Annotated in this window: 14 protein-coding genes and 2 pseudogenes; 7 read left to right on the forward strand and 9 right to left on the reverse strand. The window is 59.7% G+C overall.

The window, feature by feature from the left end; all coding sequences use genetic code 11:
* Complete coding sequence (locus P3T40_RS38980; protein WP_429273053.1) at nucleotides 1-291, reverse strand: co-chaperone GroES; 291 nt, start codon at nucleotides 289-291, stop codon at nucleotides 1-3.
* A gap of 278 nt (nucleotides 292-569) precedes the next feature.
* Between P3T40_RS38980 and P3T40_RS38985 the strand changes: the two genes are divergently transcribed.
* Complete coding sequence (locus P3T40_RS38985; RefSeq protein ID WP_429273026.1) at nucleotides 570-2,072, forward strand: MFS transporter; 1,503 nt, start codon at nucleotides 570-572, stop codon at nucleotides 2,070-2,072.
* 226 nt (nucleotides 2,073-2,298) lie between these two features.
* Here the strand turns inward: P3T40_RS38985 and P3T40_RS38990 are convergent, their stop codons facing one another.
* Nucleotides 2,299-2,964 carry a TetR/AcrR family transcriptional regulator gene (locus tag P3T40_RS38990; protein ID WP_429273027.1) on the reverse strand — a complete coding sequence of 222 codons (666 nt, stop codon included), beginning with the start codon at nucleotides 2,962-2,964 and terminating at the stop codon, nucleotides 2,299-2,301.
* 153 nt (nucleotides 2,965-3,117) lie between these two features.
* On the opposite strand from P3T40_RS38990, the gene P3T40_RS38995 reads away from it, so the two are divergent.
* Entirely contained in the window at nucleotides 3,118-4,359 is a 1,242-nt protein-coding gene (locus P3T40_RS38995) for an NADH:flavin oxidoreductase/NADH oxidase family protein (protein WP_429273028.1), read from the forward strand.
* A gap of 129 nt (nucleotides 4,360-4,488) precedes the next feature.
* Here the strand turns inward: P3T40_RS38995 and P3T40_RS39000 are convergent, their stop codons facing one another.
* Nucleotides 4,489-4,824 carry a hypothetical protein gene (locus P3T40_RS39000; protein ID WP_429273029.1) on the reverse strand — a complete coding sequence of 112 codons (336 nt, stop codon included), beginning with the start codon at nucleotides 4,822-4,824 and terminating at the stop codon, nucleotides 4,489-4,491.
* 292 nt (nucleotides 4,825-5,116) lie between these two features.
* Here P3T40_RS39000 and P3T40_RS39005 point away from each other — a divergent pair, with 292 nt between their 5' ends.
* Nucleotides 5,117-5,962 carry a helix-turn-helix transcriptional regulator gene (locus P3T40_RS39005; protein WP_429273030.1) on the forward strand — a complete coding sequence of 282 codons (846 nt, stop codon included), beginning with the start codon at nucleotides 5,117-5,119 and terminating at the stop codon, nucleotides 5,960-5,962.
* A gap of 16 nt (nucleotides 5,963-5,978) precedes the next feature.
* Here the strand turns inward: P3T40_RS39005 and P3T40_RS39010 are convergent, their stop codons facing one another.
* Entirely contained in the window at nucleotides 5,979-6,752 is a 774-nt protein-coding gene (locus P3T40_RS39010) for a hypothetical protein (RefSeq protein WP_429273031.1), read from the reverse strand.
* Between the two features lie 38 nt (nucleotides 6,753-6,790).
* A complete protein-coding gene (locus P3T40_RS39015) occupies nucleotides 6,791-7,006 on the reverse strand; it encodes a hypothetical protein (protein WP_429273032.1) in 216 nt (71 codons plus the stop codon).
* Nucleotides 7,007-7,084: 78 nt separating this feature from the next.
* Here P3T40_RS39015 and P3T40_RS39020 point away from each other — a divergent pair, with 78 nt between their 5' ends.
* From P3T40_RS39020 to P3T40_RS39030, 3 genes and pseudogenes are all read left to right on the forward strand, one after another.
* A complete protein-coding gene (locus P3T40_RS39020; protein ID WP_429273033.1) occupies nucleotides 7,085-7,279 on the forward strand; it encodes a hypothetical protein in 195 nt (64 codons plus the stop codon).
* A 133-nt stretch (nucleotides 7,280-7,412) separates the two neighbouring features.
* Nucleotides 7,413-7,592, forward strand: a pseudogene (locus tag P3T40_RS39025) (TauD/TfdA dioxygenase family protein); the annotation flags it as partial.
* 47 nt (nucleotides 7,593-7,639) lie between these two features.
* A pseudogene (locus P3T40_RS39030) lies at nucleotides 7,640-7,741 on the forward strand (aminotransferase class V-fold PLP-dependent enzyme); the annotation flags it as partial.
* A gap of 31 nt (nucleotides 7,742-7,772) precedes the next feature.
* Here the strand turns inward: P3T40_RS39030 and P3T40_RS39035 are convergent.
* The 3 genes from P3T40_RS39035 to P3T40_RS39045 form a co-directional block, all read right to left on the reverse strand.
* Nucleotides 7,773-9,992 (reverse strand): SulP family inorganic anion transporter, encoded by a 2,220-nt coding sequence (locus tag P3T40_RS39035; RefSeq protein WP_429273034.1) that lies wholly within the window; start codon nucleotides 9,990-9,992, stop codon nucleotides 7,773-7,775.
* A gap of 152 nt (nucleotides 9,993-10,144) precedes the next feature.
* Entirely contained in the window at nucleotides 10,145-11,503 is a 1,359-nt protein-coding gene (dctA, locus tag P3T40_RS39040; protein WP_429273035.1) for a C4-dicarboxylate transporter DctA, read from the reverse strand.
* Between the two features lie 94 nt (nucleotides 11,504-11,597).
* Nucleotides 11,598-12,764, reverse strand: a complete 1,167-nt coding sequence (locus tag P3T40_RS39045) for a mandelate racemase/muconate lactonizing enzyme family protein (RefSeq protein ID WP_429273036.1) — start codon at nucleotides 12,762-12,764, stop codon at nucleotides 11,598-11,600.
* Nucleotides 12,765-12,903: 139 nt separating this feature from the next.
* Here P3T40_RS39045 and P3T40_RS39050 point away from each other — a divergent pair, with 139 nt between their 5' ends.
* Complete coding sequence (locus P3T40_RS39050) at nucleotides 12,904-13,863, forward strand: LysR family transcriptional regulator (protein ID WP_429273037.1); 960 nt, start codon at nucleotides 12,904-12,906, stop codon at nucleotides 13,861-13,863.
* Here P3T40_RS39050 and P3T40_RS39055 read toward each other — a convergent pair.
* Nucleotides 13,799-14,122, reverse strand: a complete 324-nt coding sequence (locus P3T40_RS39055) for an ATP-binding cassette domain-containing protein (protein WP_429273038.1) — start codon at nucleotides 14,120-14,122, stop codon at nucleotides 13,799-13,801. The genes P3T40_RS39050 and P3T40_RS39055 overlap by 65 nt on opposite strands.
* Between the last annotated feature and the right edge of the window lie 20 nt (nucleotides 14,123-14,142).

A 14,142-nucleotide genomic window follows, 5' to 3' on the forward strand; every position in this document is an offset into this window, starting at 1 on the left:
TTATTGGTGGACTACGGCGACGATGTCTTCTTCGCGCAGCACGAGCAGGTCGGTACCGTCGACCTTGACCTGCTGGCCCGAGTACTTGCCGAACAACACGCGCTCGCCCACCTTCAGATCCGGCTCGATGCGCTTGCCGTCGCTATCGCGCTTGCCGGGACCGACGGCGAGCACTTCGCCCTGGTCGGGTTTTTCGGCGGCGCTCTCGGGAATCACGATGCCCGAGGCAGTTTTGGTCGCCTGATCGAGACGCTTGACGATGACGCGATCATGCAAAGGACGTAGGCTTATTTAGACGTTCCTGCGGAGGAGATTTGGCACTCTTCGCTGGCGAGTGCTGACCGTGACTGAGTATAAGAATGGGCAAGGAGCCCCTCCAATAACGAATCCTCAGATGCTTATCCGCGTTTTGCTGTTTAGGTTATCGGGCACGCTGCAAAATCGGGGTTGAAGGGGGGAGCGGGCTACCGGGCAAAGGGCAGATTTGCATATATGAATTCGTCGTTTTGCCGATGCAGTGCGCATGGCTACCATGCAACGCTTCAGCTACTCACGCGAAATCCGACATCATGTCCACCGTTGCTTTTCCGTCGACGACCGTCGACACGCAGCCGGAGGCCGGCAGTGCTTCCCGTCCCGCCGTCATCCGCTCCGCTCAGGACGTCTCGCGCATCGTCAACGCGGGCGCTGCGAAAGGAAGCAACGCTCGCGTCGTGATTGCAATTGCACTGGGTGGGGTCTTTCTGGACGCCTACGATCTGACTTCGCTCGCTTACGGCATCAAGGACATCGCGCGCCAATTTTCGCTTTCGCCGGTACAGGTGGGCTTCGTTTCATCCGCGATCACGTTTGGTGCCGTTCTCGGCGCGCTTTTTGGCGGCTATCTGACCGACCGGATCGGACGTTATCGCGTGTTCATGGCTGACATGCTGTTTTTCGTGGTCGCCGCCATCGCGGCGGGTCTTGCGCCGAACGCATGGGTGCTTGGCGGTGCGCGTTTTCTGATGGGCTTCGGTGTTGGCCTCGATCTGCCGGTGGCCATGGCGTTTCTGGCGGAGTTTTCGCGCGTAGCGGGCAAGGGCAACAAGGCGGCCAGTGTGGCTGCGTGGTGCCCGGCGTGGTATGCGGCTACCAGTACCTGTTATCTGCTGATCCTCGGACTGTATGCGATCCTCCCCGAGCATCAACTGGGCTGGCTGTGGCGCCTGACGCTCGCCTTTGGCGCGGTGCCCGCCATCGTGATTATTCTCGTGCGCAGCCGCTACATCAGCGAGTCGCCGGTGTGGGCTGCAAATCAGGGCGATCTGGATGAAGCCGCGCGCATTCTCAAGCGCTCGTATGGCGTGGATGCTGTGGTCGAGAAAAGCGCCGCGCCGGTCAAGGCGCCGCGCGCCGCGTCTTGGCGCAACTACGGAGTGCTGTTTAACCGGACTTACCGCAGTCGTACGATTCTCGCCGCCACGATTGGCGCTGCATCGTCATTCGGCTACAACGCGATCATCTTCGGCTTGCCTGTGATCATCACCAGCTTCTTTCATCAAGGACCGCTCACGACGATCATCGCCGCGCTAACGCTGAATCTGGCGTTTGCTTTTGTCGGCGGATTGATCGGCGTGCGCACCGCGCCGACCGTCGGTGCATGGAAGATGACAGTGCTTGGGCACTCGCTGCAGTTCGCCTCGCTGATCGGGCTCGCCTTGATCGGCAAACCGGGCAGCGGTGTGCTCGTGGTGCTGGCCATTCTGTTGCTGGGGGGTTATCTGTTCGGGCAGGGCTTTGGGCCTGGATCGCATTCGATGACCTATGCATCGCTCAGCTATCCGACCTCTATTCGCGGCATTGGCGTGGGATTTAACCAGACACTCGTGCGCTCGGCTTCGACGGTTTCGCTGTTTCTGTTTCCGGTCCTCTCGGCCGCGCTTGGCACGAAGGTGTTCTGGGTGATCGCGGTTGCGCCACTGACTTCGCTGCTGGTTTTGCTGGCAATCCGGTGGGAGCCGTCGGGGTACGACATCGACGCTGAGGATTATGTCGATCCGCTTGCCGTGGGCGGGAGTCCTGCAAACGCCTAAACGATCGGTATGTCGTGACATACGGCTGCAGGCTGGCTGGGGCGCTCCCCCTGAAAATTAGCGAAGAGCACCTCCAGGCGGGCGCCTTCGACATCAATGCGCTCCCCGCTGCACTCCCCGAGGGATATCGCCATTCAATTCTGGCATGGCACGGGCGGCGTAGCCGGCACTGACGCCGTCAGCTTGCCTCCGGACGCGCACGCCCGTTTCCTCAACAGCAATCATGCTAGAGCCGGCCGCCTTCCATGAGGGCCAGCATCTGAGTCGCAGCGTTGCTGGCACAAGAGGCAATCTCTTCTTCGCTGACGCCTTTCACGCCGAACAACACATCGTCAAAAAGCGCGGCCTTTAGCAGCGCCGCAAAGACGGCGGCAGCACCGTATTTGTCGGCTACCTGCCAGCCCACGACAGGCAGCCACCGCTCCAGGTAGCTCGCGAATAGTGCGTCGCGCGTACCCGTAACCTGCTCACGGTACCGGCGGGCCAGTTCGGGGAAACGAGGCGCATCGCGCGTGACTACGCGATATAAGGCCAACTGTTCTTCCGAAAGCGCATGCCTAAGATACTCGCCCCCTGCTAGCGGTAGTGCGACCGTCGGGGGGGCATGAAACCAGTCCGGCTCGTCGGCCTCTTTTACTCCCGTTGTGGAAATCGACTGGGTATCCGGCGTTGAGCAGGCCGCGTGCATCACCGCACTGAACAGATCGTCCTTACTCTCGAAGTGGCGGTACAGCGTCTTGATCGACACGCCCGCTTCCTCGGCGATGCGATTGACTGAACTCTCCGCATAGCCATTCTCAAGGAACGCCCGCAGCGCAGCGTCGACGATCATCGTTCGCTTGCGCGACATCAGCGCGGCCTTTGGATTGTCGTCCGACCAGGTCTTGACCATCACGTGTCCCTCTTTTATCTGCTTGACGCATCATACGACAGCGATCACTATACTACAAACGACAGCGAGTACTGTCGTTTGTGCGGCGAGTCGCTTTTACGTTGTCAGGGAGGGGCTCGACCTCCACATAACCTTTCCCCGATGGACATTCAGATGATCAATCCTCTCTCGCAGGCGCTGCGCCTGCCCGGCGGCGCCATCCTGGCAAACCGTCTCGCCAAGGCGGCGATGAGCGAAGGCATGGCCGATGCCAACAACCATTCGACACCGCGCCTCGAGGCGCTGTACCGCCGCTGGGCGCGTTCTGGCGCCGGCCTTCTCCTTTCCGGCAATATCCAGGTGGATCGGTGGCACCTCGAGCGCCCAGGCAACATCGTCATACATGACGATAGCGGGCAGGTGCAACTGGCGCGGCTCGCCGCAGCCGGAACGTCGGAAGGCGCGCATTTCTGGGCCCAGCTCAGTCATACCGGCCGGCAGGTGCAAGACGCGATCAATCCCTCGCCACTCGCGCCATCCTCTGTGGATATTGATGTGATGCGGGGCGCAGGATTTTCTTTTGCCACGCCGCGTGAAATGACCGAGGAGCAGATCCTGCAGGCCATCGGCCAATTCGCCTTCGCGGCCGGGAAGGTCCGCGAGGCCGGTTTCACCGGTGTCTCGCTGCATGGGGCGCACGGCTATCTGATTTCGCAGTTCCTTAGCCCGCTTGCCAACAAGCGTACCGACCGCTGGGGAGGTTCGCTTGAAAACCGTTTCCGCTTCGTGCTGGAGGTCGTGGCTGCAGTTCGCTCCGCTGTCGGGCCCGCTTTCCCCGTTGCGCTAAAGCTCAATTCCTCGGATTTCCAGAAGGGCGGCTTCACCAACGCGGAGTGCATTGAACTCGTGAAGCAGCTCAACGATTCGACGCTGGATCTGCTCGAGCTGTCAGGCGGCTCACTCGAACAGCCGAAGATCGCCGGTCTCACGTTGAAGGACGAGGGAGAAGACGCGCCGCGCGAAAGTACCGTCAAGCGCGAAGCATTCTTTGTGGACTTTGCGGCCTCGGTTCGCGCGGCGGCGAAGATGCCGGTCATGGTGGTTGGGGGATTTCGCACGACCGCAGCGATGATCGAATCGTTGGAGCGCGGCGAACTGGACATGATCGGGCTCGGCCGACCCATCGTTGCCGATCCTGATGTTCCGAAGCGCCTTCTCTCGGGTGAGGTCGATCGTGCTGCCAGCCCTGAAGCCGCGCTCCATCCGTTCCATCTTCTTCCATGGAACAACATGCAGCTCGAACGTCTCGCAGACGGGCTTGACCCGGATCTGTCGCTGGATGGTGTTGATGCCGTGGCACAGTTCATCGAACTCGAGACTCGCAACATGACAGCGCTGCTGCAGCATCGGGCTTAAGCCGCGGTTTGATCTCGTGCGTAAAATTCGCGTGGCGTTTGTCTGCGCAGTTGCAGTTTCGCCCGAACGCCGCCTCGCTTCAGGGGGCGTTCGGGGAGTCTGCTCAGACAGACTCACACAAGCGCGCTGCTACTTGTATTCGACCAGGACTTCGCGGTAGGCCGTGCTTCCCTCGTTGCGCGCCTTGTGAGTCGCAGGGACCTTGGCGCCCTTGCCGATCTCGGACAGCACTTCCAGATACCCGTCCGCGCATTTGAGCGAGTAAATCGCGCCCGTTGGCACTTCGAAGATGCCGAGGTCCCCGCCGTTTTCGTCGAATATATGCAAGGGCGCGCCTTCGATCGCGTACCACATATACGAATGCGTGTGAGTATGTACCGGTGTTTCCTCGCCCGGAGCGAGCACAAAGTTCCATACAATGACATGTTCATTTTCAAATACTTTTTCACTGCCGACGCCAGCCATGATCGTCTCCTTAAGTGTGCGAGTGTAGCGAGGGGGCTCCGCATTGCAGCAAACGCCATTCACGTTCGGACTTCAAAACGTGTTGGCCGGCCGCTGGACCGTACTTCAATCGCTGCAGAGCGAGAGAGCCTGTACGCAGAGTAGGCGAATGTCCCAGTTGTAGTGGCCCGGGTCGTATGCAAACTTGTCACCGACGAGGCCGATTTATCACTGAGGATGGTGGTTTTTTGCCCGAGGCGGCGGAGAGACAGCAAAAACGCTTTGAAGTCATCGGGACGGCAGGAGGCGAGCAATGTCGGAACCTTTACGTATCATTCACGGGCCGTTTGGAAGAGTGGCGTGGCTGCTGCTCGACAAAAGCATGGTCTTGCATGCACATCGGGTTGCTCACGTCATCTTCAAGGAAGGCGGTTCTGACATCCAGTTCGGAGTCCGCAATCGTGAGCGCGTTTTGTCAGACAAGAACGTGCTACTGGTGAATGCCTGGGAGCCGCATTTCTATGAGCATCGACCACAAGCGCAGCCGACGGTGCTGCTTGCACTCTATCTGGAGCCGGATTGGCTGAGGGATGTCGACCGGCGTTTCGCGTACAGCATTCATCCCCGTTTCTTTCCGAGGCCTTCCGTGCCGGTGCAGGGGAAGCTTAAGCGCCTCCATGCTGACCTGCTCGATATTCTGACCGACCGCGAGGGCCAATCGCTTCAGGCGGTCCAAGGGCTGATCGCGGACCTGACCGGCGAACTGGTCGGTATGTCACCCCGCAGGAACGAACTGTCAGGAGCCGGGTCCGTTGGCGGAATAGCGTATGACGTCCGGATTCGTCGCGCAATCGACGCAATGAAGCAGGTACGGGGCGTCGCACCCGATTTCGACAATCTCGCGCAAACCGTTGGGCTATCGCGTCCGCATTTCTTTCATCTATTCCGCAAGCAGACAGGCATGACGCCTGCGACTTTCAGCAGCATGCTGAGGATGGATCTGTCGATTGAAAGCGTCTCGCGGGATGAGACCGCCCTGCAGGATATTGCGCTCGATCTCGGCTTCGACTCGCCAGGAAACTTCACGCGTTTCTTCGTTCGTCAGCAAGGCGTGACACCCAGCCAATACAGGCACAACGTACAATTTGTCGCTGGGTAAGGCGGTGATACCTGGCTCAGTTTTCGGCCGGCGAGGTGGTGACTTGTTTCAAATCACGCGCTCGCAACATTCGAACCTCAAGCCAGTTGCGCAACAGACCGGCTACCAAGGCGCCGATGACCAGCGCTATATACAGGGCGACGAGGTTGTGGCGCCACGCGTCGAGCGACGCCTGATGGTCAACCAGTTTTGGATCAGGCGCAGGGAGGCTGGCATGCATGGCGAGCACAGCTTGTTTCATCCGCACGAAGCCTGCCGCCGACAGCAGGGGCATGCCCACCAGTACCGCAAGCAGTGCGGGCTTCGCGCGCCGCACAGCCGGATAGTGCCGCAAACGCAGCCACAGTCCTAAGCAACCGTGCAACCATCCTGGTGCGAGCAGCGCAAGCTGCAAGCCTTGCGTGCCGCTGGTAATCAGCAGGATGACGATGCGCTCGTAGTTCGGTTCGAAGCCATAGAGCGACGCTGCGAGCCGGGTTGAGACTGCGTGGCGGATCAAGAGCAGCGGCAGGCTCAGGCCGGCCCAGAGGCGAACCCACTCGGTCGGCGTCAGCGTCCAGTCGCGGCGACCATAGATCGTGTGCAGCGCCAGCGAAAAATGCAGGGAGGCTGCTCCGTATAGCAGGAGTGTGCCTGGCCAGCTATGCCAGAGCCTGATGGCCAGGGTGAGGCCGCGTCCGGCCAGATCCAGCGACCAGATGCCGAGTGCGTGGTTGACCAGATGAAGAAAGAGATAGGTCAGCAGTACCAGGCCCGATGTGAGCTGCAAGCGGCGCAAAACGAGTTGCACAGAAACTCCCTTGATGTGGGGGCCGGACGGAACGAGTCTCATAGCGGCGGCCGCGCAGGTATTGGCGCGCGGCGGGAGGCCTTGCGCCCGCGCTTATGACTTTGATTCCCGGTCGCGACGCAGTGACTCACCGCTTCGGCAAATCGCTGTAACGCCGACAGAGAACCGCATACGCTCTGATATTCCTCGCGTCCGATCCTGCCGTCGAGGATGACTGCCATGCCCGATGACCGGGCCAGTTCGATGATGTCCATTTTGTCCACCGTTTCGTGTCTTCTCTCTTGCTATACCGTCGGCGGGGGCAGCTTATTCCCGGAGTGCCAGCCTGCTTCATGTGCGAGCTTTACTGCCCGGAGGATGCGTTATTCGTTGCGCCGCAGGCTGAGGGTGCTTGCGCTGTCGACGAAGCCAGTGTCACGGACAGCGCGTTGATGGGCAGCTATCGCGACGCGGTAGGCTGGGGGCGCGGCCGAAAGTCCACCGCGAGCGTCGATGCCACCTTCGAACTTCTGATTCGGGCCCACTAAAAGCGCGCGTCATGACTGTGCGTTTCGCACCGGAACTGTTTTGCATATGCGCAAAGATTGGTTGGATCGGTGCGGGCACGACTTTACTGTTGATGGGTTGTCGCCTATGTGATCCATCTATCAGGAGTCTTCAATGTGTGCAGCCGTCTCAGCCGAAGCGACCTCGCTCCAGGTTGCGCCTCTCTCGGCGCATATCGGTGCGGAAATTCAAGGTGTCGATCTCACGCAGAAGTTATCGGTTCAGCAGGTCGCCGAGATACGCGCGGCGTTGCTGAAATGGCGTGTGGTGTTCTTTCGGGAGCAGTTCCTCACGCAAATCGTCGTTCGCGGACAGGAAAGTCTGCAGGCGAGGGATGAACCAAGGGCATTGCCGTGCGCGCCGGACACCATTGCGCACAGCCTGTCTTGCGGCGCTATGGCCTTGAGGAGACCGTGCGGCCGTCGCTCGCGTTCTACAACACACCGGTTAGGCCGCACCGCGCCCACCCGCCGCTCAGTCGCCCTCGAGGTCTCTCACCATTTCAAGCAGATCGCAAAGACGATAGCCGATTTCACTACTCAAATTCCGCATCAGTTTCGCGTCAAGGCCCGGCATCGTCGCGCGCAGATGTCCAAGCGCCTCCTGCGATAGCTCCAGCAAGACACCAGGCGTATCGGCCACGAGCTTTAACAAACGCTGCCGCTCCAGCATCAACGGTATTTCGCCGAGCGCCATGCCCGCCCGATAACTCGCAGTGCGCAAGGCCTTCCCGTCTTTTTCCCACAGGACGCTAAGCCGGCCCCGTGTCAGCAGTATCAAACCACCACGCGGGGCCTCGCGGCCAATCACGACATCACCGGCAGCAAAGGACCTGCGCATCGCCAGGCTCATCAACAGCGCGCGCTCGCTATCGTTCATGTCCTGAGTCACCGGAAAGGCGGCAAGATCGATTTCTTCATCGCTCTCCTGCGCGGCCAACTTGTCGAGCAGTTCGTCTTCGGCTTGCGAAAGCGCGGCGTCGGTGCTTTCGAATACGCGCAACTCGGCTTCCGGCTTCGTCAGCCCCCATTCGGTCAGAAACTTCCGGCGGCGTCCCCCGGCGACAAGCGGTGCAAGAAACAGACGTCTCCCGGACCTGACCAGCAGTTCATCGAGCCGCTTCAACATCAATACGCCGCTACTGTCGAAATGGCTGATACGTTTCAGGTCGAGCAACACCCAGTCGCTAGCGGACAATTCATCTCCAACCACTCGCTCAACTCTCTCCGCCGAGCCGAAGAAAAGCGGGCCGTCGAGTTCGACGATAGCGATCCGACGACCATACTGGCCAAGCGCGTCAAGCGCCGCACGCGATCTTTGCGTTCTGGAGCGAAGCTGTGTTGCGTGTTGTACGCGCCGGATCATTTGCGCATTCGAGCGATAGATGAATGCGATCAACGCAGCGGCGAAACCCACACCCAGCGCCACCAGTACGCTGGTAAACACGACTAACGCGGTCACGACGAACACCAGCGTCAGGTTAAGGTAAATCTCCCAACGGGTCGAAGAATGGCCGCCATAACCCACTCCGATCAGCAGTTGATGTGTCCATTTGTCCATCGCCTCCGCGCTGGTCACGATCACCACACCCGCCATCACTGACAGCGGAATCAAGCCGACAATCCGGTTCAACCCATACGACAGCGCCAGAAGCATGCATGCGTAAGCGAAGTTGGCAAACGCGGTCCGCCCTCCGCTTGCATGGACGATTCGGGTAATGTTCGGCGAGCCGCCGCTGGGCGCGCCGCCAAACAGTGCGGACGCGATGTTGGAGGCGCCTTGCACGACCAGTTCGCGGTTACTGTTGTGGCGGGCGCCGAAGAGCTGTTCAGTGCTCGAAATGCTCAGCAGGGATTGTATGGACGACACCAGAGCGATCGTGATGCCGGTCGCCAATATCACAGCAGCGTGATTGCGAAAGCCGGCAGAGGTGACGAAGTTGAGGATGTCGGCGATGCGCAAGCTCAGCGGGATGCCTGGCGGCAGCGCTCCAATCGTGGCGCCCAGGTCTTCGTGGGGAACCAGACGCAAGCACAGCATCTGAAGTGCGGTTCCGGCAAAGAGGCCGATCAATGCCGCTGGCACAGGCCCGCTTCTTTTTTTCGCCAAAATAGCGAATCCACCGGACAGGAAGGCGAATCCCAACGCCCACCAGTTGACCGGCACCGTGCCGTTGAACGCCCGCAGTAGCTCTTGCGGCCCGTCGATATCGAGGGCGCGGGGTAATTGATTCAGGATAATCTGGATCGCAAAGCCATTGATGAACCCCGCGAGAACGGGATACGGCACGAACTTGACGAGCAAGCCGAGGCGCGACGCGCCCAGAATCGTCTGAACGATGCCGGAAACCAGCAGTGCGGTGGACGCTACCAGCAGGAGCACGGCGCCGCCACTGCCGTTTCCAGCGCTAAACGACGGATCCATCGCCACGCTGGCAATCAACCCCGACAAAATGGCGGCGTGGGTTGTTTTCGGCGAATTCATGTGCAACGGCGTGCCACCAAACAGCGCCGCGACGATGGCAGCCAGAACCGCCGCGACAAAGGCAGCCGATATGCCGGCCGTCACCCAGGCCGACCCCATGCTTTCATACAGCACGGCGCCACAACTGAGGATGATGGGGACGACGGTCAACGCACCGGCAAGGGCGCCGGTAGCGTCGCGGACTATCGATCGGAGACGAGCTGAGTTCATATTCGCCGACCCTCTTCGCCAACTGAAGCCGTTTTCCCGCCCCTTCGAAGCGCTGGCCCATTAGCTTATGGCCAGTGACATGCTCGCAATTGTCGACGATTCAGGCGGCAATGTCGAAGGGCCAAAATGGGCCGAACATGACCGCACAAGCCTTAATGCGTGTGCGGCGTAATCATGCCGTCGTTCGCTGGCGTCCGGTCTGCCTGCGCCTCGTCGATGGATTGCAATGCATCGAGGCTCATGTCGGCATTCCGGTCGAGCATCGCCCGCGCCCTGTTCATATCGAGGGCTCCTTCCCATCGCGCTACCACAATGGTCGCCACGCCATTGCCGATCAGGTTCGTGACCGCACGAGCCTCGTTGAGGAAGCGATCAACGCCAAGCAGCAGCACCAGCCCCGACACAGGAATCTTGTGCATCGAGGCTAAGGTGCCAGCCAGCGCCACGAATCCGGCTCCGGCCACGCCTGCAGACCCCTTGGATGTCAGCAGCATTACGCCGAGGAGCAGCAACTGGTCCCAGATCGTCAGGTGGATATTCAGCGCCTGCGCAACGAACATCGAAGCCATGGTCAGATAGATCGCCGTACCATCGGCATTGAAGGTATAGCCCGTAGGCAACACCATCCCAACAACGGGCCGTGAGCAGCCCAGCTTCTCCATTTTGATCAGCATCTGGGGGAGCACCGCTTCGGTCGACGCTGTACCGAGGGTAATCAGAATTTCATCCTTGATATAGCGGAGGTACTTCCACAGCGACAGCCCGCACATTCGCATCACGAGGCCAAGTACGACGACCACGAAGAAGATCGAGGTCAGGTAAAGGCACAGCATCAGTTGTCCGAACGATGCCAGAGTGCCGATTCCGTACCGCGCAATGGTGAATGCCATGCCGCCAAAGGCACCAATGGGCGCGGCATACATCACGATGCGCACGACGCCGAACATGCCCTGAAGCAGCATGTCGAGCATGTCGACGAACGGCGCGGTGCGCGGACCCAGCCGGGCAAAAGCAATGGCGAGCAGAACCGAGAAGAAGATGATGGGCAGCATATCCCCATTCGCGAACGCACCGACAATGCTGTTCGGAACAATGCTCATGAGGAAATCAAGCATCCCGTGCTGCTGTGCCGCGTGGGTGTAAGTGGAAATGCCCGAACTGTCGATATGTGCAGGGTCGATGTTCATACCACTGCCCGGCTTGATGACGTTCACTATTACGAGGCCAACCGCGAGCGCAATCGTCGATGCGATCTCGAAGTAGACGACCGCCTTGACGCCGACCCGGCCGGCCTCATGAAGGTCGTTCATGCGGGCAATGCCGACCACAACGGATGCAAAAATGATCGGCGCAAGCAGCATCCGGATCAGTTTGATGAACAGGTCGCCGAGTGGTTTAAGTTGAGAACCGATGTCAGGGTAGAAATGGCCGACGAGGACACCGGCAATAATGCCAATCAGAACCTGTACATAGAGCTTGGAAAGAGTTTTTCCGATCCTTGAAACCCGCATGACTGTCTCCTATGCGTGGCATCTTCTTCTTGTATGAATGCTGCGCCGGCGCTGCTGTTGCTCGCTGCGCCGGCGCGTTTTGCCGGTTGATGGCTTATGCCGACAGCTTTTTCATCTCGGCGTAGAGATCCGCCTTTCCTTCAAAGCCGATGCCGGGCAGATCGGGCATCGTGATGAAGCCGTTTTCGACTTTCACGCCGTCGGGGAAGCCGCCATAAGGCTGGAACAGGTCCGGATAGGATTCGTTGCCACCCAGGCCAAGGCCAGCCGCAATGTTCAACGACATCTGGTGTCCGCCGTGCGGAACACAGCGGCTCGGCGACCAGCCGTGCTGATGCAGCATGTCGAGCGTGCGCAGATACTCGACGAGGCCATAGCTCAATGCGCAGTCGAACTGCAACCAGTCGCGATCCGGACGCATACCGCCATAACGGATCAGGTTGCGGGCGTCCTGCATCGAGAACAGGTCTTCGCCGGTCGCCATCGGGTTGTCGTAGTAATTGCGCAGTGTCGCCTGCAATTCGAAGTCGAGCGGATCGCCCGGTTCTTCATACCAGAACAGGTCGTATTGCGACAACGCCTTCGCGTACTGGATGGCGGTGTCGAGATCGAAGCGGCCGTTGGCGTCGACGGCAAGTTTCTGGCCGTCACCGAGCACGCTCAGAATCGAATCAATGCGACGCAGATCTTCGTCGAGCGAAGCGCCGCCAATCTTCTTCTTCACGACCGTGTAGCCGCGGTCGAGATAGCTGCGCATTTCGTCTTTCAGCTTCCCGTGGTCCTGGCCAGGGTAGTAGTAACCGCCCGCCGCGTACACGAAAACCTTGCGGTTAGGTTGACCATTACCGTAACGGTCAGCCAGCAACTGGAACAGCGGCTTGCCTTCGATCTTTGCTACCGCATCCCAGATCGCCATGTCGATGGTGCCGATCGCGACCGACCGCTCACCATGGCCGCCAGGCTTTTCGTTCTGGAACATGGTCGCCCAGATCTTGTGCGGATCGAGGTTGTCGCCCGCGTCGTTGACGAGCGTGGCGGGATCGGCTTCGACGATGCGCGGGATAAAGCGCTCGCGCATCAGCTTGCCCTGGCCGTAACGGCCGTTGGAATTGAAGCCGTAACCCACAACCGGCTTGCCGTCCCGGATCACATCGGTCACCACGGCGACGAGACTCAGCGTCATCTTGCTGAAATCAATGTAGGCATTGCGGATGGGGGAGCTGATCGGAACGGTCAATTCGCGGATTTCAACGATTCTCATGGCGGTGTCTCCTGAGTTTTGGGCACGCATTGCATGCGACTGCATGCGTCTGACTACGATGGAAGCTAGCTTAGCGACGAAATGAGGGGTTAGAATTCACTTGAATTCATTTCATTTTTTACTTTAGGTGAACACTGAGGTGACAAGCGATTCGGCGTCCGATTTCGAATTTTTCATTCTGCTCGCCAGACTCAAAAGCCTGTCGGGGGCGGCACGCGCGCTCGATCTCACGCCACCGGCCGCAACCAAGCGACTTGGGCTCATCGAGCAAAGACTCGGGGCGCGCCTCGTCAACAGGACAACACGGAGTGTCAGCCTGACGCCGGAAGGCGAGACTTACCTGCGCTACGCGACGCAGATCATCGGACAGGTCCGGCAAATGGAAGATGAAATATCCGGGGCTCGATCCGATCCCCACGGTCTGTTGCGGGTCAACGCGACGCTCGGCTTCGGGCGCACGACCATCGCGCCGCTCGTGTCCGAGTTCGCGAAGCGGTTTCCCAACGTGGAAATCCAGTTTGAAGTGACCGACCGGCCCATCGATCTGGTTGAGGAAGCGTTCGATATGGCGATCCGTTTTGGAACGCTTCCCGACAGCCGGCTCAGCGCCCGGCGCATCATGAGCAATCGCCGTTTTCTTTGCGCTTCCCCGAAATACCTCGAGCGCTTTGGGACACCGGAGCGTGTAGAGGATCTCGTTCGGCACCGCTGCATCATTCATCGCCAGAACGACGATGCCTACGGTGTGTGGCGGTATATGCAGGGAGACCACGCCGAAGCGTTGAAAGTCAAAGGTGCGCTTTCAAGCAATGATGGCGATATCGTGCTGCGCTGGGCGCTCGACGGACACGGGATATTGATCCGCTCGGAATGGGATCTGGCAAAGTACGTTCAAAGCGGGCGGCTCAAACTGGTGTTGCCGGATATCGTGCTGCCGTCAGCCGACCTGTTTGTCTACTATCCCAGCCAGCGCAACCAGACTGCGCGTGCCCGTGCATTTATCGACTTTTTGATCAACCATTTTCAGGCGCCGTTCATTCCGGTCGAGACTGGCGCATTGCTTTACGATCAAAAGAAGAGAGCGGGGCGCAAGCCGTAAGCCGCGTTATCCTTCGTCGGACTGCAACTGGGCTGCGCCAAAGCGCCGATAAAGCAATCTCGCCGTATCGAGAATCAGATAACCGACTCCGGAGCTGACGCCGAGCATTTCCCACATCGGGACGTGAGCCGCCGACGGCTTCACTGTCAACCAGAACCGGGCCACTGGTGGGTTTCTGCAGACCCGCGATGATACGCAACAGCGTGGATTTACCGGAGCCGCTCGGCCCTGGTATCGACACCAGCTCTCCCGGCTGCACGCTCAGGCCGACGCCGTGCA

Origin of the sequence: Paraburkholderia sp. EB58, from assembly GCF_050436665.1 — a bacterium.
Taxonomy (GTDB): domain Bacteria; phylum Pseudomonadota; class Gammaproteobacteria; order Burkholderiales; family Burkholderiaceae; genus Paraburkholderia.

Coding starts and splice junctions, on each gene's coding strand:
- P3T40_RS38985 (WP_429273026.1), top strand. CDS start 570: ATGTCCACCGTTGCTTTTCCGTCGACGACCGTCGACACGCAGCCGGAG.
- P3T40_RS38990 (WP_429273027.1), bottom strand. CDS start 2,964: ATGGTCAAGACCTGGTCGGACGACAATCCAAAGGCCGCGCTGATGTCG.
- P3T40_RS38995 (WP_429273028.1), top strand. CDS start 3,118: ATGATCAATCCTCTCTCGCAGGCGCTGCGCCTGCCCGGCGGCGCCATC.
- P3T40_RS39000 (WP_429273029.1), bottom strand. CDS start 4,824: ATGGCTGGCGTCGGCAGTGAAAAAGTATTTGAAAATGAACATGTCATT.
- P3T40_RS39005 (WP_429273030.1), top strand. CDS start 5,117: ATGTCGGAACCTTTACGTATCATTCACGGGCCGTTTGGAAGAGTGGCG.
- P3T40_RS39015 (WP_429273032.1), bottom strand. CDS start 7,006: ATGGACATCATCGAACTGGCCCGGTCATCGGGCATGGCAGTCATCCTC.
- P3T40_RS39020 (WP_429273033.1), top strand. CDS start 7,085: ATGTGCGAGCTTTACTGCCCGGAGGATGCGTTATTCGTTGCGCCGCAG.
- P3T40_RS39035 (WP_429273034.1), bottom strand. CDS start 9,992: ATGAACTCAGCTCGTCTCCGATCGATAGTCCGCGACGCTACCGGCGCC.
- dctA (WP_429273035.1), bottom strand. CDS start 11,503: ATGCGGGTTTCAAGGATCGGAAAAACTCTTTCCAAGCTCTATGTACAG.
- P3T40_RS39045 (WP_429273036.1), bottom strand. CDS start 12,764: ATGAGAATCGTTGAAATCCGCGAATTGACCGTTCCGATCAGCTCCCCC.